16 protein-coding genes are annotated in these 23,463 nt (G+C 44.5%); 9 read left to right on the forward strand and 7 right to left on the reverse strand.

Annotated elements, in window-relative coordinates:
• Positions 1–42: 42 nt before the first annotated feature.
• Positions 43–3,177, reverse strand: coding sequence for a TonB-dependent receptor (locus tag FM019_RS09365; RefSeq protein ID WP_143835647.1), 3,135 nt, complete (start codon positions 3,175–3,177; stop codon positions 43–45).
• A 412-nt stretch (positions 3,178–3,589) separates the two neighbouring features.
• On the opposite strand from FM019_RS09365, the gene udk reads away from it, so the two are divergent.
• From udk to FM019_RS09380, 3 genes are all read left to right on the forward strand, one after another.
• The gene (gene udk, locus FM019_RS09370) at positions 3,590–4,219 is read left to right on the forward strand and encodes a uridine kinase (RefSeq protein WP_143835648.1); all 630 of its coding nucleotides are present in this window, start codon (positions 3,590–3,592) and stop codon (positions 4,217–4,219) included.
• 46 nt (positions 4,220–4,265) lie between these two features.
• Positions 4,266–5,474: a NupC/NupG family nucleoside CNT transporter gene (locus FM019_RS09375; RefSeq protein WP_143835649.1), complete on the forward strand. Its 1,209-nt coding sequence runs from the start codon at positions 4,266–4,268 to the stop codon at positions 5,472–5,474.
• Positions 5,475–5,588: 114 nt separating this feature from the next.
• Positions 5,589–6,428, forward strand: coding sequence for a 2OG-Fe(II) oxygenase family protein (locus FM019_RS09380; protein WP_143835650.1), 840 nt, complete (start codon positions 5,589–5,591; stop codon positions 6,426–6,428).
• Between the two features lie 68 nt (positions 6,429–6,496).
• On the opposite strand, the gene FM019_RS09385 is transcribed toward FM019_RS09380, so the two are convergent.
• The 4 genes from FM019_RS09385 to FM019_RS09400 all read right to left on the reverse strand — a co-directional run bounded on the left by FM019_RS09385 (position 6,497) and on the right by FM019_RS09400 (position 10,495).
• Positions 6,497–7,174: a hypothetical protein gene (locus tag FM019_RS09385; protein WP_143835651.1), complete on the reverse strand. Its 678-nt coding sequence runs from the start codon at positions 7,172–7,174 to the stop codon at positions 6,497–6,499.
• The gene (locus FM019_RS09390) at positions 7,171–8,121 is read right to left on the reverse strand and encodes a M28 family peptidase (RefSeq protein ID WP_143835652.1); all 951 of its coding nucleotides are present in this window, start codon (positions 8,119–8,121) and stop codon (positions 7,171–7,173) included. Before FM019_RS09390 ends, FM019_RS09385 begins: the two co-directional genes overlap by 4 nt.
• The gene (locus FM019_RS09395) at positions 8,105–9,268 is read right to left on the reverse strand and encodes a tetratricopeptide repeat protein (protein WP_143835653.1); all 1,164 of its coding nucleotides are present in this window, start codon (positions 9,266–9,268) and stop codon (positions 8,105–8,107) included. Before FM019_RS09395 ends, FM019_RS09390 begins: the two co-directional genes overlap by 17 nt.
• A gap of 204 nt (positions 9,269–9,472) precedes the next feature.
• Positions 9,473–10,495: a LysR family transcriptional regulator gene (locus FM019_RS09400; RefSeq protein WP_260681585.1), complete on the reverse strand. Its 1,023-nt coding sequence runs from the start codon at positions 10,493–10,495 to the stop codon at positions 9,473–9,475.
• A gap of 139 nt (positions 10,496–10,634) precedes the next feature.
• Here FM019_RS09400 and FM019_RS09405 point away from each other — a divergent pair, with 139 nt between their 5' ends.
• The 6 genes from FM019_RS09405 to FM019_RS09430 all read left to right on the forward strand — a co-directional run bounded on the left by FM019_RS09405 (position 10,635) and on the right by FM019_RS09430 (position 19,862).
• Positions 10,635–11,921: an efflux RND transporter periplasmic adaptor subunit gene (locus tag FM019_RS09405; protein ID WP_143835654.1), complete on the forward strand. Its 1,287-nt coding sequence runs from the start codon at positions 10,635–10,637 to the stop codon at positions 11,919–11,921.
• 1 nt (position 11,922) lies between these two features.
• Positions 11,923–15,117 carry an efflux RND transporter permease subunit gene (locus FM019_RS09410; RefSeq protein ID WP_143835655.1) on the forward strand — a complete coding sequence of 1,065 codons (3,195 nt, stop codon included), beginning with the start codon at positions 11,923–11,925 and terminating at the stop codon, positions 15,115–15,117.
• Positions 15,107–16,579, forward strand: a complete 1,473-nt coding sequence (locus FM019_RS09415; RefSeq protein WP_185969239.1) for an efflux transporter outer membrane subunit — start codon at positions 15,107–15,109, stop codon at positions 16,577–16,579. Before FM019_RS09410 ends, FM019_RS09415 begins: the two co-directional genes overlap by 11 nt.
• A 299-nt stretch (positions 16,580–16,878) precedes the next feature.
• On the forward strand, positions 16,879–17,844 hold the full coding sequence (locus FM019_RS09420; protein ID WP_143835657.1) for an aldo/keto reductase: 966 nt from the start codon (positions 16,879–16,881) through the stop codon (positions 17,842–17,844).
• 12 nt (positions 17,845–17,856) lie between these two features.
• The gene (locus FM019_RS09425; RefSeq protein WP_143835658.1) at positions 17,857–18,840 is read left to right on the forward strand and encodes a TauD/TfdA family dioxygenase; all 984 of its coding nucleotides are present in this window, start codon (positions 17,857–17,859) and stop codon (positions 18,838–18,840) included.
• Positions 18,841–18,881: 41 nt separating this feature from the next.
• Positions 18,882–19,862 (forward strand): YeiH family protein, encoded by a 981-nt coding sequence (locus FM019_RS09430; RefSeq protein WP_143835659.1) that lies wholly within the window; start codon positions 18,882–18,884, stop codon positions 19,860–19,862.
• A 96-nt stretch (positions 19,863–19,958) separates the two neighbouring features.
• Here FM019_RS09430 and FM019_RS09435 read toward each other — a convergent pair whose 3' ends face one another.
• Complete coding sequence (locus FM019_RS09435; RefSeq protein ID WP_143835660.1) at positions 19,959–20,804, reverse strand: ABC transporter substrate-binding protein; 846 nt, start codon at positions 20,802–20,804, stop codon at positions 19,959–19,961.
• A gap of 91 nt (positions 20,805–20,895) precedes the next feature.
• Entirely contained in the window at positions 20,896–23,289 is a 2,394-nt protein-coding gene (locus tag FM019_RS09440) for a TonB-dependent receptor (RefSeq protein ID WP_143835661.1), read from the reverse strand.
• Between the last annotated feature and the right edge of the window lie 174 nt (positions 23,290–23,463).

Raw genomic sequence — 23,463 nt, forward strand, 5'->3', positions numbered from 1 at the left:
CCGGCCATGAAGGCCGGTTTTGAAGTTAGAAATGAATCGAGTTTAGAATCTGTACTTCACACCGAAACGAATTTCATAAAGTGATGCATCAGCAACAACTGTTTGACCACCAGGGATAATGAAATCTTCGTAAACATACTGTCCTGCTTCGTTAATAGACGCATCAACAACAGTTTGAGCACGTGGGAAGCTAGCTTCTCTCAATACACCCCAATCATCATTCAGGAAGTTACCAAAGTTTTCGATCAATAGGTAAGCTTCACCTTTGTGACCATCCATGAAACCAGGGAACTCTTGGCTCACTCTGATATCAACTTTAGTCCACCAATCGCTGTTTTGGCTGTTACGAGCCATGATTTCGCCGCGAGCTAAACCAGCTTCGTCGATGAAAGCATTGAAACCAGCTAAGTCGAAGTCGTCGCCATAGACAACACTTGAGTCACTTTCAGTTGGGATATACACCAAGTTATGATCGATGAAACCAACAGAGCTGCCAAATCCAGGGTCACCGTCAAATGTATAACTAAACGGACGACCTTCGTTGGCTGACGCAAACAATGTGAAGCGTGTATCAAGACCATCGAAGAATTCCGTAGTGTATGTCATACGGAATGTGAAACGATGAGGGATCTCGTAGTTAGAGGTCGCAACACCAGGGTTCTCTGCATCACTAACAGCAGGGCTGATGTAGTTAGAGAACGCAACAGAGCTGGTCATTGGGCTTACGTCTTGTGAATCAACATAAGCGTACGCCAAGCTCCAGTCCAAACCGTAATCATAAGACTTGCTTAGTGCCAATGAGATTGTAGTTGAATCACCAGAATCACCTTGAACATTAGTCAATACGAAATCTTGGCTACGACCGTTACCGCTTTCATAGATAGGACGACCATCTGGCGCTCTAGTACCCGTCAATGAACGAGAGAAATCACGGATAATCGCTGCATCTTTTTTGTCTGTGTACAAAATATCAGCCATTAACACGTAATCATCGTCAAAGGTGTAGGTTGCACCAATGGCATATTTCCACTCTGAAGGAATTTCAAAGTCAGGGTCCTGAATGTTCAAACCACCGTTACGGCCTTCGCCAGCAGCAACAGCATTAAACAGATCTTCTGGTACACCGTAAATAGGACGATCGTCACCACCTACGAAGTTTAAGTCAAAGACTGAAGTTCCTGAACGATCCTGGTTTTCTAATTGAATAATACCGTTGTTGGTATAGTTATTAGAAATCCAAACATTCGGGTTACCGCCTGAATACAAGCCAACACCACCACGGATTTCAAGCTGATCGTTATACAACCAGTTCACACCAAGGCGCGGCTGCAACAAACTCAAACCGTCTAGGTTCTGTTGGTTACTGAAACCGTAAGTTGCTTCAACAAGTGGGTTTTCAGGTGGCACGTCATCACTGGTGTACCAGTCGTAACGTAGACCGTAAGTTACCGTCATATCCAAATCAATCAGATACCATTCATCTTGAATGTAAGCTGTGTTGATTTGATAAGAGAATTCACCACCAGCATCCTGTGGGTTGTTAGTGATTGCAGCATTCTCATAAGTGATACGGTTTGGCGTACCAGCGCGGAAGTCTTCGATAGAGCTGAAGCGGTATTCACCTTCAGCTTCTTGGATAAACAAGTTAAACACATCTAGGTTTTCGTATTCGTAACCACCTGTAATGACGTGGTCACCAACAGTGTACGTACCAGCAATCTTGATTGTGTCATTACCGTAGATAAGTTTGTTAGCGTGACGTGAGTCATCAGCGCCTAAATAAACCGTTGCACGTGAACCATTATTTTCAGTACGGATTTGAACTTCACCAAACTCAGTGCCACCTAATGGGTCAACAAAGGCTTCGAAATCAGCTTTGCCGATACGAATTTCTGTGCTGAAATCGTCAGACCATTCTGAGTACAAAGACGCAACCAATGAATCAAATTCACCACGCTGTCTGTAGTAGTGATTTGAGAATTCAAATTCATCAGAGTCACCGTCAGATTCGCGAATGATGTCGCCGTCATTGTAGTTATAAACAATAGACGCACGATGTTCATCATTGATTTGCCAATCTAGTTTAACCATGATCTTTTCGTCTTCTACAGGAAGACTTGTAACAAATGCACCTGGATCGTATTGATAAAGGTCATTAGATATCTGGCGAATTTCATCAAGCTGAGCTTGAGAAACACCTAATACTTTAACGGCAGAGTTAGAGTCAGCAGCGCCACGGTCAAACAATGTTGAGCCTTCTAGCTTCTCGTAAGAAGTGAAGAAGAACAATTTGTCTTTGATGATTGGGCCACCAACGTTGAAGCCATAACGACGCTCGTTAAATGCACCAACTTGAAGCTTATCACCTTCAAGCTCATCACCACGAAGTGAATCGTTTGTGTAATCGAAGAACACGCTACCGGTAAATTCGTTAGTACCAGATTTGGTTACGGCGTTGATGTTACACGCGGTAAAACCACCGTACTGAACATCAAATGGTGCCAATTCAACAGCAACCTGGTCGATTGAATCATATGAGAAAGGAGAACGAATGGTAGGGTAACCGCTGTTACCTAGACCAAAGTTATCGTTGGTACGGATACCATCGATAGTCAAGCTGTTAAAACGTGAGCTTGCACCCGCACATTGGATTGAATCACCAAAAGCTTCATCAATGTATACGCGAGGGTCAATTCTTACCAAGTCTTTAATATCACGGTTAATCGCAGGAGCCGCTTGCAAGTCTTCGAGTCCGAAGTTAGCAACTGGGCCAGACGCACCGTAAGCAGAGTTAGTTAGAGCACCAGTAACTGTGATGCTTTCGATTTGCTCTTGGCTCTCAAGTGCCAAGTTTAACGCCAAGTTTTCACCCAACGTTAGGTAAACATTTTCAACTGTTCTTGTTCCAGCAGCACTTGAAACAGTTACGGTGTATGGACCGCCAACACGCAAACCACGTAGGTTATAACGGCCTGTGTCAGTTGTTGATAGCTGTCGTGCTGAACCAGTACGATTGTCGGTAATTACAATTGAGGCATTCGCAACAGTCTGACCCGATTCAGTCAAAACTGTACCGCCAATACCAGCAGTGGTTTCCTGAGCCATTGCCGCAGTTGACATGCCAACAGACATGGCCACTGCAATCGCAATGCGATTCAGTTTAGATTTTTTAAACATTGTGTGTTTCCTAAAGTAGAGTGTGTTCTTTTCTGTCAAGCCAATATTATTCACAGTCTTTTATGCTGCTTCACAAAGATTGGTACTAATTTTACTAAAACAGATTGTACCAGCTTAATTATTACACTTTTATGACCAAGCTGTCAGCAATAAAATTTAATCTGTTTTTTAACCGCTAGGCCACATCCCTGTAACGTTTCATTTACTTTCCTGACCAAATGGTCTATCTGAAAACAGAGTATTTAAAACAAATTCCTGACTAAACAGTCACATAGGTACTTGACCAGCTAGTCAATGTATTGGTTTTGGCGATTTAATATCGGATTATTATCAGGTTTTTTTAGCATTGTGACTGACTTTTTTATTGATGACTGGTATCTTTTTAGCAGTTTATCATTGCGTTAAGGTCGACATGGCTTCCCCACTCATTATTGCGATTGCAGGTGCTTCTGGCTCAGGCAAGTCACTTTTTACTGAAAATTTACTCAAAGAGTTTGAGCAGCAAGGCAGACCAGTTCAGGTTTTGCGGGAAGATCATTACTATCGTGCACAGGATCACTTACCTATGCATGAAAGAGAAAAGAACAACTATGACCACCCTAAAGCATTTGAACATGAGTTGTTAGTTGAGCATTTAAATGCGCTCAAACAAGGGCAATCCATAGATTACCCCACCTATTGTTATAAGACCCATACACGACTCAAAGAACGCGAGCAGCTAGAATCTGCTCCGGTGATCATCATTGAAGGCATCATGTTATTGGCCAGCCCAGATCTCGAAGCATTGTACGATGTGAAGATATTTGTTGATACACCACTAGACATCTGCCTTCTTAGGCGAATTAAACGAGATATAGCGGAGCGAGGAAGAACATTGGAATCTGTCGCTAATCAATACGAAAGCACAGTAAAACCCATGTATCATCAGTTTATTGCTCCAAGTCGTTTTACTGCTGACGTGATTGTGACCCAAGGCGGCGAAAATTATATCGCTTTAGACGTGATAAAATCGCATATCCAGCAAGCGTTGAGTAACAATTAACGCCTTGCCCAAGACAATAAAAAAATAATAAGAAAAAGGAAAACTCATGATAGGTATTCTTGGCGTTGCTGTTCTCATTGCCATAGCTTACGGATTGTCTGCGCATCGAAAATCAATAAACTGGCGCACGGTCGGCGGTGCTTTTGCGATTCAAGCCTCACTGGGGGCATTTATTCTTTACGTACCTGCAGGAAAAGATATTCTGTTAACGCTTTCCACCGGCGTGCAACGTTTGTTGGAATACGGTCAAGAAGGGATTAACTTTATTTTTGGTCCGGTCGGTGACAAGTCTCTTGGATTTATTTTTGCATTTAATGTGTTGCCAGCCATTATTTTCTTTTCTTCTCTCATCGCGGTGTTGTACCACCTTGGAATTATGAGCTGGGTCATCCGCCTTATCGGTGGTGCGTTGCAGTTGGCATTGAAAACCAGCCGCCCTGAATCCATGTCAGCCGCCGCAAACATTTTTGTCGGTCAAACGGAAGCGCCTTTGGTCGTTAAACCATTTATCCCGCAAATGACGCGTTCAGAGCTATTTGCTGTCATGGTTGGCGGGTTGGCATCAATCGCTGGTGCAGTAATGGTTGGTTACGCTCAACTAGGTGTAGAAATTAAATACCTGCTAGCGGCAAGTTTCATGGCCGCACCCGGTGGATTATTGATGGCAAAAATCATCATGCCGGAGACACAATCGTTTAAAAACGAACTTGATGAATTACAGACCGACGATAATAACTATGCCAATGTCTTTGACGCCGCAGCAAGTGGCGCAGCAAATGGACTTAAACTAGCAGTTAATGTCGGCGCCATGCTGCTAGCATTTATTGCGTTAATTGCCATTTTAAACGGACTCATTGGTGGGATAGGTGGTTTATTTGGCCAGGAACAACTTACCTTCCAGATGATTTTGGGCTATGTCTTCCAGCCTCTTGCATGGTCTCTAGGGGTGCCCTGGAATGAAGCCAATTTAGCGGGTAGTTTTATTGGCCAAAAAATGGTCGTAAACGAATTTGTTGCTTACTTGGATTTTGTAAAATACCAAGCAGAATTATCGGTTAAATCTCAAGCAATTATTACCTTTGCTTTGTGTGGATTCGCGAACTTCTCGTCCATTGCTATTCTAATGGGTGGTATTGGTGCAATCGCTCCGTCACGACGTAAGGAAATCGCACAACTTGGTTTAAAAGCGGTTATCGCAGCGACCTTGTCTAATTTGATGAGTGCCGCATTGGCAGGGCTTTTTGTTTCGCTTTAACAAAACATGCCATTGACCCAGATCAGTAAGATTTGGGTCAATCTATGTCAAAATCGCTCGCACTATGAATCACTTTGCCACGCCATTTAGTGGCAGCTATATGCAGGACACATTATGAAATTAGAAGCCGTTGATTACGCCGCCCCCGGTGCAGATAAATTGTTTGTTGAATCGTTGCGTGCTACCGGGTTTGGTGTTTTAAAAAATCACCCGATCTCTAAGCAAAGCGTCACATCAATTTACCAAAACTGGCAGTCCTTTTTCGACTCAGCTGAAAAAGAACAATACCTTTTTGACAAAGCGACCCAAGATGGTTTTTTTCCGATTACAGTTTCTGAAACGGCGAAAGGGTTTAAGAAAAAAGATATCAAGGAATACTACCACTACTACCCATGGGGAAAGTGCCCACCTGAGTTAAAACAGGAACTAGCAGACTATTATCAGGCGGCCATGACTCTCGCCGCGGAGCTATTAGGTTGGGTTGAAAAATACTCGCCGGCTGAAGTTGCCAAAAAATACAGTCAACCATTGTCTAACATGATCAAAGACAGTGAACAGACACTGCTAAGAATATTGCACTACCCTCCCCTCACTGGAGACGAAGAGCCTGATGCAATTCGCGCGGCCGCCCATGAAGACATTAACTTGTTAACCATATTGCCCGCAGCTAACGAACCTGGCTTGCAGGTGCAAGGAAAAGGCGATCAATGGATCGATGTTCCCAGTGACTTTGGTAATTTGATCATCAACATTGGTGACATGTTGCAAGAAGCGTCTGGCCAATATTTCCCATCTACCACGCACCGGGTTATCAATCCTGACGGCGCAGATATGAGTAAATCAAGGATCTCATTGCCACTATTCTTACACCCAAGACCGGATGTTGTGCTTTCAGAGAGGCATACCGCAGATTCCTACCTAAAAGAACGCTTAAGAGAGTTGGGCGTCGCCTAATTCATTGGTATTGCTGATGATAGGAACTCATAGCGCGTCGTGAATTATCACGACGCGCTTTTTTGATACTAATTCGTGGAAAACGACAATGTAAATGTGGTTCGGCGCCACATTTTACCCACCACGAAAAATTGTCCCATTAGTAACAGTGCGAACCACCATTCAAAGGCATTGTCCCAGAATTGGTAAAGATCCCAGAAAAATCCCAAGATAGCACTGACGCACCCTACAACAATAAGTCCTATGCAAAGTCTAAAAAGCAGCTGGTAATCTGCTTCTAGACCAAGTTCCAGTAACGGTAATTGGTTTAGCGTTCTTAGTAACAGCAAATGTGCAAAGGCGCTAAATGCAAAAAAGAGGATCACACCGATGCGTCGAGCCAAGGCATAAGGCTCACCAATTGCGCCCAATGTCACGGTGTAAACAATCATGGCTAAAGCAGCAATGGCACCCAAGCACAAAATCCACTTATGACCTATCGAGGATATAGATGCGGCTTGAATCGAGCCTAACCACCGATGTAAAGCAAACCAATAGCCCATCATTAACACAGCGATCGGGATCATTAATCCTTTAAAAATAAAAAACTCCGGGTATTGCCGGCCTGTCGCACTAATTGAATGACATTGACGCCAATACGGATTACAGCCATGCAAATTTTCAAATAAATAGGCAGTAAAAAGGGTGATATGCACACTAACGACGGGCAAAATCGCACAGGCGTAAGCCAATTTGTACAACTTCATGGTGACAGGGCGTCCATATTCAGTAATACCGTTAGGCTGGTCTCTGCTGCTGCGCGATAAAAATCTGGATTGATTCGTTCGTAGGTGTCATTTACAGTGTGATAATAAGGGTGGTCGGTTACACCAATAAATAGATAAGGAATACCGACACGAGCAAATGCCGCGTGATCACTGGCCTGTCGCCAATTGTTGCGAGAAGCGTAGATCGAACCGCGCTGTTGTGAACGATGACCGTCAACCAAACATAATCCAGCTTGTTCTTTGCTTTTACCGACGACTGGCACTAATTCTGGATAATACCTCGCTCCAGAGATGTACAACCGATTGCGTCCTTTGTTTTGCGACAACATATCCAAATTCAAGTTGAAACGAATATCTTCTAGGGCAACTGGGGGAGTTTGCACAAACCCCTTTGCCCCAAAAAGGCCTTTTTCTTCTGCATCCGTTGCCAGAAAAATTACTGAGTGCTTTAGTGGTTTTTTTGCTGTGTACCTAGCCAATGCCAATAGTGCAGCAACGCCAGATGCATTGTCGTCTGCACCATTGAACACTTTGGCGCCTTTTTTGCCAAGATGATCATAGTGAGCCGTCACTATGATGTATTTATTCGAGAAGGCTGTTCCTGCAACCATAGCCGCAACGTTAATGCCTTCTACACTGGTCAAGCCGTTTTTATAGTGGAAGGGCAGCAAATAGTCCGTTTGATTAGGTAAGGGAGCCACCTGATAAAGGGCCAGTTGCTGAGCGATGTAATCTCTTGCCAGTTTTGCCCCGGCAGTTTGCGTTTTACGTCCTTGAAAATCATCTGACGATAAGACGCGCAAATCGGTCAGCAGCAGTTCCGCGTTAATGCTGTCATTGTGCTGATAGTTTCGGCAATCGTTTGCTTTTGCGCTCAATTGTAAGCATGTCAGGCATGCAATTAATGCACTAAGTGCTCGAGTCATTGCGACGACTTAACAAGTCTAATTTACCTTGGTAACGCTCTTGGTCCTGGCCATTTCGTGAGCGGTCCCGCGCTTTTTTGAAATACCTTTGACTGCGCGTTATGTCGCCCATTTCGTAATAGGTTTTTGCCAGACCATAATAAATTTCATGCTTACTTTTATCGAGTTTTAGGGCGTCACGATAATGTCTTAGCGCAAGCTGCATATTGCCATTATCAAATTCTTGCTCGCCAAGAATAAAGTGATAAAAAGGGTTGTCATCACGTTTACGTTCCACTTTTGAAGCGATTAAACGAGCTTCTTCATGCCTGCCAGTGAATTCGTACAAATAGGCCATGTTTTCCCATGCCGTCAGATTTTCTTCATCTATGGCTAATGCTTGGTTGTAAGCCATTTCAGCAGAGCCATAATGCTCTTGGATGCGGTATAAAATACCCAAATTGACCCAGGTTGAATCAAAATTTGGCGCTAAGTGAGCGGCGGCTCTAAAATACGCATAAGCTTTGGTGTAAGAGTTAGATAGCAGCGCATCTGCTCCTTTGTTGTTATAAAACATGGCCATCACAGTGCGTTTGTTAACCATTTTTTTCGGAAAGTTGTTGCGTACGTTTTGAGGATCGAAATCGACTTCGTACCCTTCATTAAGCAAATGAATAACCCCAGGATCTCTCGACTCTATTCTCAAATTGATGTGGCCGTTCAACAAGCTGTAACCTTCTCGGCGAGTCCAGTACTCAGGAATTTTGATGTCTTGAAAGCGTACACTGAATCCCGCCGTTTTTGCTAAAGAGTAGGTCATGATAGACATAGACAAACAGTTTGCGGCGCGATTGTGGAATGTTTGCGTAGCTGTAGTGTTGGCATTACCCATGTATAAAAGATTAAACTCAGAACGATCGAATATTTTTCTGACCAAGGTTTCCATTCTATCAACCGGGTCATTGATTGAGCCAACAGCATCTCTAACAAATCGAACTGCGTCGTCGTCTAGCTTAAAAATTTCGTCTTCTGTTTCAATGTGATAAATAGCGTAATCAGGAAATGCATGATCATTGAGTAATAGATCAGCTTGCACTGTGGTTTCAGTGGTCGTCTTGCAGCCAGTTATAAATATGGCCATCACAACAAGGGATAAAAACTGCTTCATAAGTACCTCCAGGCTACTTTAACCATAGTCTTTACCGCATTAAATTACCAGACGATTCGACGTGAATTAATGGCTCTTCAACGTCATTATTAGGTAACTAAATGTGTACAACAGGTGCCAAATTTGAATTGGCTTCATGAGGAGCTGTCACTGCAGATTGTCGCTGTTTTTATTCAACTGCTCATACACATTGCAGTTCACTATTTAATCTGCTTTGCTGACATGCAAAGACTCAGCTCGTGAGTCGCGACAAATTTCTGGGTTGTTCGCGCACAATTTTAGTTTGGCTTTTTTTGTTTCCGTTTCTACTTTATCTATCAGGATACGCTTGAGATGATTGCGTAGCCACGCAAGACCTTTATCTCTATCTTGCCGCTTATGCCATAAAAAGGAGACTTGCTGTGGGGCCACATCTACAGGCGGCATTGTTGCGGCAATGGTGTCTTCAATAATCGCTTCTGTTACAGCCACTGATGGTACTACGCTGATTAGGTTGCTAGTTTGTATAAGCTTAGTCACAGCGGAAAAGTGATTAACCGTTACCGCAATTCGTCTAGTCAGTCCATGCTGCATCAACACCTGATCCGTATAGCCTGTTGTATCGCCCGACAAAGAAACAAGCAAATGATCTGCCGCTGCAAATTCTTCTAAGCTCAAATCTTGTTTGGCAAGGGGATGGTTTTTTCGCATTACACAAAAATATGTGGGCGAGAAAATGAACTCAGAGCGAAACACGCTAGAAATCGCACCAGAGGCACCGATCACTAAATCTACTTCAGCATCTTCTAACACTTGTTCGGTATTAACGATGGTATATGGGATGGCGTGAATATCGATGCCAGGCGCTTCGGACTCTATAATGCACCTTAGACTGGGCCATGCAATGTGGGCCACAATGTCGGTGATCGCAACGCGAAAGGTTCTTCTTGCTGTTGCGGGATCAAAACTCTTGGGATCCACCGCATCCGAAAGACTTATGAGCGGCTCTTTAATTTGTCCCCACAAATTTTGTGCAAACAACGTGGGTTGAATGTTTCGCCCATCTTTAACAAATACTTCATCTTTCCAGGCTACGCGCATTCTGCTCACCGCATTGGATACGGCAGGTTGAGTCATGGCTAGCCTGTCGGCCGCTCGGGTTATAGACTTTTCAGTCATCACCGCATCAAATACCATCAACAGGTTAAGATCTTGGGGTCGCATTGTTTCACCTTTCTTAATTCTCATTACACGCCCTGCAAGAACAAGCATGCACACCAATACATCACTTTAAAAAATGTGTTCCATATATTTTTATAATTTTTTTTATTCATTCTAGACACCCATACTTAGCTCCGTCAAATAAATTAGTTGAGGAGCTAACCCGATGAGAACCCCAAAAACCCATTTAATATTGAATAATTGGTTGGGACTGGCAGCAGCAAGTGCCATGTTATTTTTAAGTGCATGTGTCCCTGTTGATGACGTAGCTCAGCAGTCATCCCAGCAAGCCGCCCCACAAGTCACAGTCGCTGAAGTGGTTAATCAACGGCTCACTGAATGGGACGAATTTACTGGCCGCATTCAAGCACCGCAAACCGTAGACTTGCGCCCCCGTGTTTCAGGTTACATCGATTTTATTGCCTTTGAAGAAGGTAGTATTGTTGAAGTAGGAACCCCTTTATTCTTTATCGATAATCGCCCATTTAAAGCAGAAGTCAAACGCCTAAAAGCATCACTTGGCAATGCCAAAAGTCAGTTCGATTTGGCGCAAAAAGAATTCAAGCGAGCCAAAGAGCTAGTCAGCAAAAATGCGATATCTGTTGAATTACTTGATAGTCGCTCTGCAAGCTTGCAACAAGCTAAATCCAATGTGGATTCGGTCAGCGCGCAATTGGATATCGCCAAGCTCAATTTAAGCTATACACGTGTGGAGGCACCGATTACAGGTCGTGTTTCAAATGCGCTCATCACCCGCGGCAACTACGTTAACGCTGGTGACAGCTTGTTAACTACCATAGTGTCGACCAAAGAAGTGTATGCGTATTTTGATGCAGATGAACAGACCTATTTAAAGTACAGCAAACTGGCCAAAGATGGCGATCGCCCAAGCTCACGTGATACAGCAAATCCCGTGTATATGGCGTTAGCTTCTGACAACGATTACCCCTACCAAGGTGTGATTGATTTTGTTGATAACACGGTTAATCAAACCACAGGAACCATTCGGGGCCGCGCGGTATTTGACAACCAAGACGGGACGTTAATTCCTGGTTTGTTTGCCCGTATCAAATTGGTCGGCAGTGCTTCTTATGACGGTATATTGATCAATGACCGAGCTATCTCTACCGACCTGAATAACAAATTTGTCTTGGTACTAGACGATAAAAACACCGTGCAATATCGCAAAGTGGAACTAGGCGAAAAGCTTAATGGCCTGCGTATTATCAAATCTGGTTTGAATGCTGGCGAAAAGATTGTCGTCAAGGGTTTGCAACGTGTTCGTCCTGGTAGCCCGGTGTCACCTGAATTCACCCAAATGGCTTCAGAAGAAGTGATTGCACAGCTTCTCGCCCAACAACAACGTATCGATGCCGCTCGCAACGCAGGTCAGCTAGCTGATGCGTCTGACAAGGCGCTGAAAAACATCGCACGAGCAAACATCGGAGGCTAAAATGAACTTCTCACAATATTTCATCCATCGCCCCATTTTTGCAGCAGTGCTTTCTATTTTGATTTTTATCGGTGGTGCCATTGCTGTGTGGCAATTGCCCATCACAGAATACCCTGAAGTAGTGCCACCAACAGTGGTGGTGACTGCGAACTACCCCGGCGCCAATCCCAAAGTGATCGCCGACACCGTTGCGGGCCCCCTAGAGCAGGAAATTCAGGGCACAGAGAACATGTTATACATGTCTTCTCAAGCAACCTCAGACGGCCGAATGACGCTAACCGTTACCTTCGCCATTGGCAGTGACGTTGATAAATCACAAACCTTGGTTCAAAACCGCGTTAACCGTGCGTTGCCTCGTTTACCTCAAGTTGTGCAACGTTTAGGGGTAGTCACACAAAAATCTTCTCCTGATTTGACCATGGTAGTTCACCTGACTTCACCAAGTGAAGAATATGACATGTTGTATCTGTCTAATTACGCTCATTTGAATGTCAAAGACCAACTCAATGCCATTGATGGGGTTGGCGATGTACAACTTTTTGGTGCTGGGGAATACAGCATGCGTGTCTGGTTAGATCCAGAAAAAGTCGCTGCACTGAATCTAAGTGCCATGGATGTGGTAAACGCAATTCAGGAACAAAACCAACAAGCAGCCGCAGGTAGCCTGGGTGCGCAACCAACTGGCAGCAATGAATTTCAGCTTTTAATTAATGTTAAGGGGCGTTTAAGCAGCGAAGAAGAGTTTGGCAATATCATTGTCAAAGTCGGCGAGAACGGTCAAATTAGTCGTTTGAAAGACGTTGCAAACGTTGAGCTAGGTTCTGATTTTTATGCTCTTCGTTCGTTGTTAAACAATAAACAAGCCGTTGCTTTGCCTATTTTCCAAAGTCCCGGCTCAAATGCGATTGAGATTTCCGATAATGTTCGCGCCACCATGGCTGAGCTGAAAAAGACCTTTCCACAAGGTGTTGATTATTCGATCGTTTATGACCCTACTGTATTTGTGCGCGGCTCCATTGAAGCGGTTGTTAAAACCCTTCTTGAAGCGGTGTTATTGGTCGTTATCGTCATTATCTTGTTTTTGCAAACTTGGCGTGCTTCCATCATCCCATTAGTAGCAGTGCCCGTATCCTTGGTTGGTACTTTTGCAGTAATGCATATGATGGGATTTTCGCTAAACGCGCTGTCTTTGTTTGGGTTAGTTTTGGCCATCGGCATAGTCGTGGATGATGCCATTGTGGTGGTGGAAAATGTAGAACGTAATATCGAAGAAGGATTAAGCCCCCTTGAAGCCACACAAAAGGCCATGAAAGAAGTCACTGGCCCTATCGTTGCGACAACCTTGGTATTGGCAGCAGTCTTTATTCCTACAGCGTTTATGTCTGGTTTAACTGGACAATTTTATAAACAGTTTGCATTGACCATTACTATTTCCACGTTTATTTCTGCGTTTAATTCATTGACCTTAAGCCCTGCGCTGTCAGCTTTGTTGCTCAAACCTAAATCTGAGAGTCAAGACTGGCTGACTCGCGCCATGGACAAGACCTTTTCAACCTGGTTATTCAAACCCTTCAATCGTTTGTTTAACCGCGGTGAAAAAGCCTATAGTTTCACAGTCAAAAAAGTTGTGCGCTCAAGTGGCATTGTGATGGTCTTGTATGCAGGATTATTAGCCCTGACCTATCAACAGTTTGCGGCAACTCCAACAGGTTATGTACCAAGCCAAGACAAACAGTATTTAGTGTCTTTTGCACAGTTACCTGATGCATCGTCGCTGGACCGCACTGAGGATGTGATCCGCGAAATGTCACGGATTGCACTTGAGCACCCTGGTGTTGAATCAGCGGTTGCCTTTCCAGGATTGAATATCAATGGTTTCACCAACAGTCCTTCAAGCGGTATTGTATTTGTCACATTGAAAGACTTTGATGAACGCACCACAGACGAATTGTCAGCCGATGCAATTGCAGGTCAATTAGGACAACAATTTGGTGCTATCCAAGATGCATTTATCGCCATCTTCCCGCCCCCACCCGTGCAAGGACTCGGCACAATTGGTGGTTTCAGACTACAAATTCAGGACAAAGCAAACCTTGGTTATGATGCGCTTTATGGTGTCACGCAGGAAGTGCTGCAAAAAGCCTGGGCTACTCCTGAACTAACCGGCATTTTTTCCAGCTATCAGGTGAACGTTCCTCAACTTGATGTTGAAATTGATCGTGACAAAGCCAAAGCACAAGGTGTGGCAATAAACGACATATTCTCAACCATGCAGGTCTATCTTGGGTCTTTGTATGTGAACGATTTCAATCAATTTGGTCGCACTTACCAAGTCAATGTGCAAGCCATAGATAGCTTCCGTCAAGAGCCAGAGCAAATTGCCCAATTGAAAGTCCGCAATGCCAATGGTGATATGATCCCACTCGGCTCATTTGTCAACGTGGAGTATGTTGCAGGGCCGGATCGCGTTATGCACTACAACGGCTTTAAAACTGCAGAAATCAACGGTGCACCCGCTGCGGGTTTCAGCTCTGGTGAAGCGCAAGCGGCAATCGAAAAAATATTGGATGAAACCCTGCCCATTGGTATGAGCTATGAGTGGACAGATCTTACTTACCAGCAAATCTTGGCAGGCAATACCGCGTTGTTGGTGTTCCCGTTGGTCGTGTTACTGGTTTTCCTAGTGTTGGCCGCTCAATACGAAAGTTTAAGTCTGCCTTTGGCCATTATCTTGATTGTACCTATGACGCTCTTATCTGCCATGACAGGCGTGATCCTCTCGGGAGGAGACAACAATATCTTTACCCAGATAGGATTGATTGTGCTGGTTGGCCTTGCCACTAAAAATGCCATTTTGATTGTCGAGTTTGCCAAGGAAAAAGAAGAGCAAGGACTGAAATTAATGGACGCACTGATGGAGGCTACTCGCCTGCGCTTGCGCCCAATATTAATGACATCTTTTGCGTTTATCATGGGCGTAGTCCCTATGGCCTTCTCAAGTGGTGCGGGCGCTGAAATGCGCGAAGCCATGGGGATCACTGTGTTCTCAGGCATGATTGGCGTAACCATCTTTGGCTTAGTACTTACCCCAGTATTCTATCACCTCGTACGCCGCTCATCGGCCAACAAGGACGAATTAACAAACAATCCGTCAACCTTCAATGAAAACTCAGAGGAGAACCGCCATGCAGCTTAAAAAGTCCTTAGCCATAAGTGTATTAATGGCATCTCTGACACTGGCCGGTTGTGCCAACGTTGTTGCTGACTATCAATCGCCGTTAGAAGCAACGTCGTTGGTGTCAAGCAGTATCACTAAGCACAATGTTGATATAGCCGCACAACAGCTGCAATGGTGGAAAAATTTCGACGATCAGGATTTAGATCAGCTAATTGCACTCACGTTGAAGCAGAATCCATCTTTAAAAATAGCCCGTGCTAACGTTGACGCCGCTTATGCCGTGTTTCGCGATACTGACAATAACAACAGCATTCAAGGTGACGTTGGTGCGTCTTACACTGCCCAAGATCAGGCTGTACCTGGATTATCTGATCAACGAGTGAATACCCGCACTTACCGGGCAGGCGCGGATCTTCGCTGGAGTTTGGATTTGTTCAATAAATTGGAGTATGCCGCGCGCGCCGCTAAAGCCAATGCCAAACAACAGGAATACGCCTGGCAAGAGGTGAAAGTTAACTTAATTGCTCAAACGACGGCTTTATTCGGCGAGCTCAAAGCGTTGCAAGCTCGCACTCTGGTTGCGCAACAAAATGTGCAAAGTCTGACTAAGACTGAAGCGGTTATTCAAGCTCGGCTCGATGCTGGCTTTTCTTCCGAGCTAGATTTATTGCGTATCCAATCACAGGTAAAAGGGGTAGAAGCCAGTATTCCAGGATTAAAAGCTCAGCAAGCAAGGGTGACAAATACCCTATTAGCTCTCGCGGGATTGTCGCCAAATGATAGGTCGCTTTCATTGTTTTCTGATGAAGCCTTCTCGCTAAAAAGCAACATTCGTTCGCTATCCATCAAGCGCCCTATCGCCATTGGTACCAGCCAAGCGTTGCTCAAACGTCGGCCTGATGTTTACGCAGCTGAACGTCAACTTGCCGCAGCTAACAGTCAACTTGGTTTTGAAACAGCTAGCTTATATCCGGACATCAGCGTCAGTGGCTTTGTTGGTTTTTTGTCCGGTGATATCGCAAATTTGGGTAACCAAACCAAAGCTTGGTCAATTGCTCCGAGTATTAGCTGGCCAGCCTTTGATTTAGATTCAGTAGACGCCAGAATCGATACTGCTGACGCCAATATCAAAGCCGCTGCAGCGCAATTCGAACGAACCGTATTGGATGCACTTAACGAAGCCCAAACCGCCTTGCAGGTGTATACCCAAAGTCAAAAGCAGTTAAATTTATTGGAGATGCAAGTCGACGCAAGTGAAAAAGCGCTTAATCTTGCTCAACTTCAATACGATGCAGGCTCAATTGATTTACTCGTGCTATTAGACGCAGAGCGCTCGGTCTTGGCAGCGAAAGACAATCTAGCCCAAACTCAAGCCATAGTGTTCTCAAACATAATTGAGATCTATCGTGCTTTTGGTGGCAACCTGATAAGTCCTGACTCAATTGAAACAGAACGGTCACTTTTGGTGGCTCATTTTTGATGCAGTAGTTTTTCTGCTCACCGCCTGTGCGCTTTTGGGTGTTAGGTTTGTTTTTAATGTTGTTCCTCAACTGAAACAAAAACGGCCTTGCACCCAAATTTCATCTCAAAACCCCTATTTTTGTATCTTTGCAAGCTGCAACTGCAATTCTGCGTAGGGCTATACCAATCCACACAAGGAAGTGATCACTTCTTTATGTGGATTGGTATTAATTAAAAGACTAATCCGTATTCGATTGACAAAGCTGTAGAGCTCGCATAATCTTGTGTCTTATATAAGACCAATATAAGACCCAGACTATGTCCCTGACCCACACCCATATGCACAAAGTTGGCTTTGGTTTATGGAAAATTGATCCTAAAGATTGTGCCCAAGTCGTTTATGATGCCATTAAAGCGGGCTACCGCCACTTAGACAGCGCTTGCGATTACGGAAACGAAAAGCAAGTTGGCGAAGGCATTGCAAGAGCAATTGCTGATGGCTTGGTGACCCGAGAAGAGTTGTGGATCACCTCAAAACTTTGGAATACATTCCACGCAAAGGAACACGTTGAACCTGCTTTGCAACGCACCTTGAATGACCTGCAGTTAGACTATTTGGACTTGTATCTTATTCATTTTCCCATTGCGCAGCCTTATGTGGATTTTGACGTTCGATATCCACCGGAGTGGATTACCGATCCCGACGCCGACACTCCCTGCATGGAACTTGCTCCTGTACCACTTTCCGAGACCTGGCAAGCCATGGAAGCATTAGTGAACAAGAGCCTGGTAAAAGAAATTGGGGTGTGTAACTACAACTCTGGATTGTTAAATGACTTAATGGCTTATTCGACCATTAAACCGAGCAGTTTGCAGATTGAGAGCCACCCTTACTTAACCCAAGAAAGACTTATCCGGTTGGCTAATCACTACAATATTCAAGTTACCGCTTTTTCTCCGCTTGGTGCCCTGTCGTATCTTGAACTGGACATGGCCGGTGCCAGCGAATCAGTATTAGAACAACCCGCAGTAAAAGCAGCGGCAAGTCGGCTCGGTAGAACGCCTGCCCAAGTCGTTTTGCGTTGGGGTGTGCAGCGTGGGACAGCAATCATTCCGAAAACAACAAAAAAAGCGCGCATGGCAGAGAACTTGGCACTGTTTGATTTCGAGTTAAACGAAGACGAAATGCAACAAATATCAGCATTAAACAGCAATCGTCGGTTCAATGACCCTGGTGATTTCTGCGAGGCTGCGTTTAATACTTTTTATCCTATTTACGATTAAAACGAGGTCACAGTGGATCATTTAACCTTTACGCCAGTCGACAAACAAATCCACGACGGAAAGCACGTCTTTCCGCAAGTGATCGTAAATGACGGGTCGATTAAGAGCGTTGACGAGTGCAAACAGTGGATTAAAAACAACCTAGCCGATTTAGAACAAGCACTTGCTGACTCTGGTGCCGTGCTTTTTCGTGGTTTTCCGGTAGATTCTGCTGAATCATTTGACGAATTTAGCAATGCGTTTGATTATCCAAATTTTACGTATCAAGAATCACTTTCAAACGCGGTTCGGATCAACTTTACTGAACGTGTGTTCACAGCTAACGAAGCGCCAAAAGATGTAGATATATATCTGCATCACGAAATGGCCCAAACGCCTATTTCGCCGAGCAAATTGTTTTTCTTCTGCCAATCAGCAGCTGATCAGGGAGGAGCAACGCCGTTGTGTCGATCAGACATGTTGTTCGACGAATTGCGTAATCAACAACCTGAATTGGCACAGAATTTCATTAGTAAGGGGTTAAAGTATACAACGCACATGCCTGCCGAAAATGATCCCAACTCGGGTCAAGGTCGAAGCTGGAAAAGTACCTTGAGTGTCGACAGTATCGAAGAAGCAGAGGCAAAACTGTCTGATTTGGGGTATACCTGGAAATGGTTAGTAGATGGCAGTTTAAAAGCGACCACGCCAGTATTGCCCGCTGTGATCCAAATGGGTGAAGAGCGCCAAGTTTTTTACAATCAACTTATTGCGGCCTACATGGGATGGAAAGGCGTGAAAGAAGACCCCTCTAGCGCTATTACCTATGGCGACGGCACCCATATACCCGTTGAAGGGTTAGAATTAGCAACAAGATTGGCCAACGATTTCACTTTTGATTTGGAATGGCAAGATGGTGATGTCGCCTTGGTTGACAACTATTTGACTATGCACGGCAGAAGGTCATATTCTGGTGATAGAAAGCGCCAAGTTTTAGTTGCATTGGCGATTGACTAGGTCGATGCGTCATTGCTGTCTAAAACAGGAGTTTGTCTTCATTGAATAAAATCAGGCAAGCTCTTCCCGGTATTTGGGTAGCCGCGATCGTTGGATTAGCAGCGTTGTTCTTAAGCGAACATTATGGCGCCCCCGCAATGTTATTCGCGTTACTCCTGGGCATTGCTCTATCTTTTCTTTATGAAGACACCCAATGCAAAGAAGGCATAGAGTTTACCGCATGTCATATTTTGCGCATTGGTGTTGCTTTGCTTGGCCTGCGCATCGCCTTTGGCGACCTCGCTGCTCTTGGTTGGAAGACTGCAATACTGCTAGTTGTGGCCATAAGCAGCACCATTTTTGTTGGTATTTTATTAGCCAAAGTCTTTGGGCTTCAAAAGCGATTTGGCGTGCTTACCGGCGGCGCCGTCGGCATTTGTGGTGCATCCGCGGCAATGGCAGTCTCTGCCGTTTTACCCGACAGCAAAAATAAAGACAGAGATACCCTGCTAACTATCATTGGTGTTACGTCATTATCGACTATAGCCATGGTGCTCTATCCCATCGTTGCTGGTCTACTGAATCTGGACGAAACCAGTACCAGCATATTTTTAGGCGGCACCATTCACGATGTTGCTCAGGTAGTCGGCGCAGGATATTCAGTTTCAGAACAAACGGGAGACTTAGCTACGCTGACCAAACTAGTCAGAGTAGCTTTTCTCATGCCGGTAGTGATTTGCATCTTGTTGGTTTTAAGAATGAACCTTAAACATACTGGAGATTCTAAACCACCAGGTATTCCTGGGTTTCTCATCGCGTTTGTCATCTTAATGACGGTCAACAGTGTGGTAGATTTGCCCAGCGCCGTCACTCAAGGTGCTACTGAGATTTCTCGTTTTGCACTGGTCATTTCCATCGCCGCCATTGGTATGAAATCAAACCTGAAACAGCTGCTCACCGTAGGCGCTAAACCAATCATCATGCTTGTTGCTGAGACAGCTTGGATTGCAGGGTTAATTTTGCTGGCAATCCCTTACCTTTAAACTTCTCTTTGGATTGCGTTGTATTTGGGGAACCTAGGCTAACCCCTTGAGAGGATGACGGTTAGGCGTCCTTCACATCATATCAATCTCGATAACTTACTCATTTACGCTACACGCCGCACGAAAAGGAAATGAAAACCCTCCAGTATGTTCCAACATTGCTTTGTCACGCTGACCTGACTGGATGAAATTCATTAAGTGTTGATTGATGTCTTTCACGTACCGCTGTTTAGTCGCATTCACCACAAAAACCAAATCGACTTTACTTACAATAGTGGGTGATTGATAGAAGGTGTGGTTGCAATCCAATGTTGAAAGGAATGCTGAACGAGCGTTATATTCGTTCATAATCGCAAAGTCGCAACGATTTTTCACCAACATACTAGTCATAGTGGCCTGGCTACTGGAATTCACTCTGATCATAGTTCCCTTTTCGAAATATTCTTGCAACACGGGATAAGTGTACCCATAACGCGTGCACACCAACGCGTTTTTTAGACTTGCTAACGCGAAATCTGATTTAAATGGTTTTGACGAATACAGGTAACTTTTGTGCTCAATGAAAGGTTCACTAAACACAAAACCTTCAGGTGAACTTAGCCACGCTTTACTGGAAAGAAATACATCATTTACACCTGTTCTGGTAAATCGTTCAATCCGCGAACGGCTAGTTTCCAATAGTTCAATTTGGATATTTGACTCATAGGACAGGCTTTTGAAAAAATCCATTACCGCGCCTTGATAGGTTTGACTGGTTTCATCAAGATAAAGATACGGAGCAGAACCAGGGGCATTAATCGCTAAGGTGAGGGTAATAGGTTTCGACTCCGCCAACGAATGCTGCGGGATTGCCCAGCAAACAAACATGATGAGAGCGAAAATCCACAAAGCTAATCCCCAAAACAATTCAATGGATACTTTACAACGAAGCTTAGTAGTCATTGCCTACTTCATCAACTGTGTAGTAGACACAAAAAAGCGCCCTCATCTATTCCAAGATGGGGCGCCAACACACACACGTTTTAAAACTAGATTAGAAATTCACCCGTAACTGCACACCAAAGTAACGGTCAGCATCACGCGGGATTTGATAACGGAATCCGTCACCGCTATAAGTGGTAACAAAACTCTTATCTGTCAGGTTTTTACCAATGATTGAAATACGATAGGCGTCATCGTCAAACGAAAAAGCCAGACTTGCATTTACAATTCCATAGCTTGGCAATAACGCTTCTGGGTTTGTTTGCGCAGTTGCGCCAGGTCCACCAGCAAAGATATCGTCGGTGTAGACGTAAGAGCCATTTAAGATGACATCCATTTCATCCAATTCCCAGAAATACTCACCTACCACTGAGTATTTTAGATCAGGTGAAAACGGCAAATCTGCGCCAGAACGTCCGTCACAAGTTTCTAAGCCAACTGGGCAGCGGAATTCATCCACTTCAGCATCCACAGACGCTAGACCACCAGATAATGAGAAGTTATCGGTAGCCTGCCATAAGAAATCAACCTCAATACCTTCAGTGATTACCGAACCTGCGTTGGTCAATCGGGTGATGAATACACCGTCTAACAATTCAGGATTGTTCGCTTGGAAACCGTCAATTTCGGTGCGGAATAAAGCAACGTTGAATACTAAATCACTGCTTGCATACTTGTAGCCAATTTCGTAAGAATCAGAGGTTTCCTCACCAATTGGCAAGGTATCGTTTTGTGCCATGTTGTAGAACACGTTAAACGCTGGGCCTTTGTAACCTTGCGCATAGGTGAAATACGCCATGCCACTGTCACCAATATCATGTTGTAAGCCAAGCTTAATGGAGAAATTGGATTCTTCAGTTTCGCCATCGAAGTCAGTATCAAAACTTCTCACGCCCACACCCGTGCGGCTAAATTCATCATTACTGCTGCGATTATGTTTGAAACTTACTTCATCTTCGGTGAAACGTGCTCCAAATAACGCTCTAAAATCGTCATTGAATTTATATTTACCATCGGCAAATAGTGCAATGTTTTGGAACTCTGTTTCCATAAATGCCGTCGCACTGACGATATCGTTTGAATTACAGCTTAAGCCCTCAGCCGCGATAAAGTCGTTGACCTGCTGCTCTGTAGGGCTATCTATGCCAACAACGTCAGACAAGTATGTGCTGATAGCCGCTGGGAATTGACCATTGTTATTTTGGCAACTGGCATCACGAGTAAAGTTTCGCTCAGATTCTTGTTTCCAGTAGAAGAATCCAACCTGGTATTCGAGCGCGTTCGCAGTGGAAGACGCTAAACGGAATTCTTGCGAAAAGGTATTCCATTCTTGAGGACCAATATCATGCAATTGGAAAGGGACGCCAAACACAGGCAATGGCAGATCACCTGCAGTTGAAGTGAAATCCCCTTCACGGAATTCGGTATTTTCCCAATTACGATACGCGGTGATTGACGTGAACGTATGATCGTCTAACGACTTGTCTACCTGAATTGAGAATGACGTGGACTCGTCCAAGGTACGGGTTTCAAAATCGTGATCGATTTGACGCTGTTCCAAATCTAAATCGCCAGTACCCGTGCTATTTGGTGACGCTTCAGATTGATGACGTCCACTGGGCGTTAACTCTAAATCAGCACAACAATCGTCATCTGATTTTACGTTTTCAAAGATAAATAGAATATCGGTATCGCTAGATGCCTCAACAGCAAGCATTGCGCGCACGCCTTCTTTATCGTAACCACTGGTGGTTTCGTTATTGAAGACGTTTTCAATATATCCATCAAAGCCAGATTTCAAAACGGTTAGGCTACCGCTGACATTGTCATTTAAAGGACCAGAAACGCTACCTTTGATGCGATATTCATTGTCTTGGAACATGGTTGCTTCAAAGCTTCCTTCAAAGGCACCTGAAGGCTTTTTAGTGGTGATGTTGACTACACCGGCAGAGGCATTTTTACCAAACAATGTGCCTTGAGGACCACGTAACACTTCCACACGCTCTAAATCGTATAGATCGACAAATGCCTGGCCAGAGCGGCCCAGCACAACGCCATCGACAACGGTAGAAACACTTGGTTCTGCCGCAATACTGAATGAAATAGTACCGATACCACGAATGGTGATTGCCGAGTTACGGGTGGTGTTTCCTTTTCGGAAACTGACAGAAGGAACAAGGCTTTGTAACCCTTCCAAGTTAGCAGTGAACGCCGAGGCAATTTGATCTTCACGCAGCACTGAAACCGCCACGGGGACTTCATTGAGGCTTTCTACACGTTTTTGTGAAGTCACTGTAATCTTCTCAAGAAGGCTTTCACGCTCTTGGGCGCCTTCTTCCTGTGCGTTCACGGCAAAGCCGGTGAGCATGCATGAACTTAACGCCAATGCGCGCACGACGCTGGAATTGAGTTTTGAGGGTCGGAATGCTTTTTTATTTGCTAACATTGTGTTCTCCAAGATGTGTCCTGTTTTTATTCGCGTCGACACTTATCATCTGCTCGCCTGGTCATTGCATCAGGCGGCGCAAACAAGCCTGTGTGTTTCATTACACTGCTTTACAACATGCTTAGAATTTGTGCCATTAAAACGCCATCTTCTGACATTTTTGTTTTACTATCT

It is taken from the genome of Aliiglaciecola sp. M165, from assembly GCF_007197995.1.
Taxonomy (GTDB): Bacteria; Pseudomonadota; Gammaproteobacteria; order Enterobacterales; family Alteromonadaceae; genus Aliiglaciecola.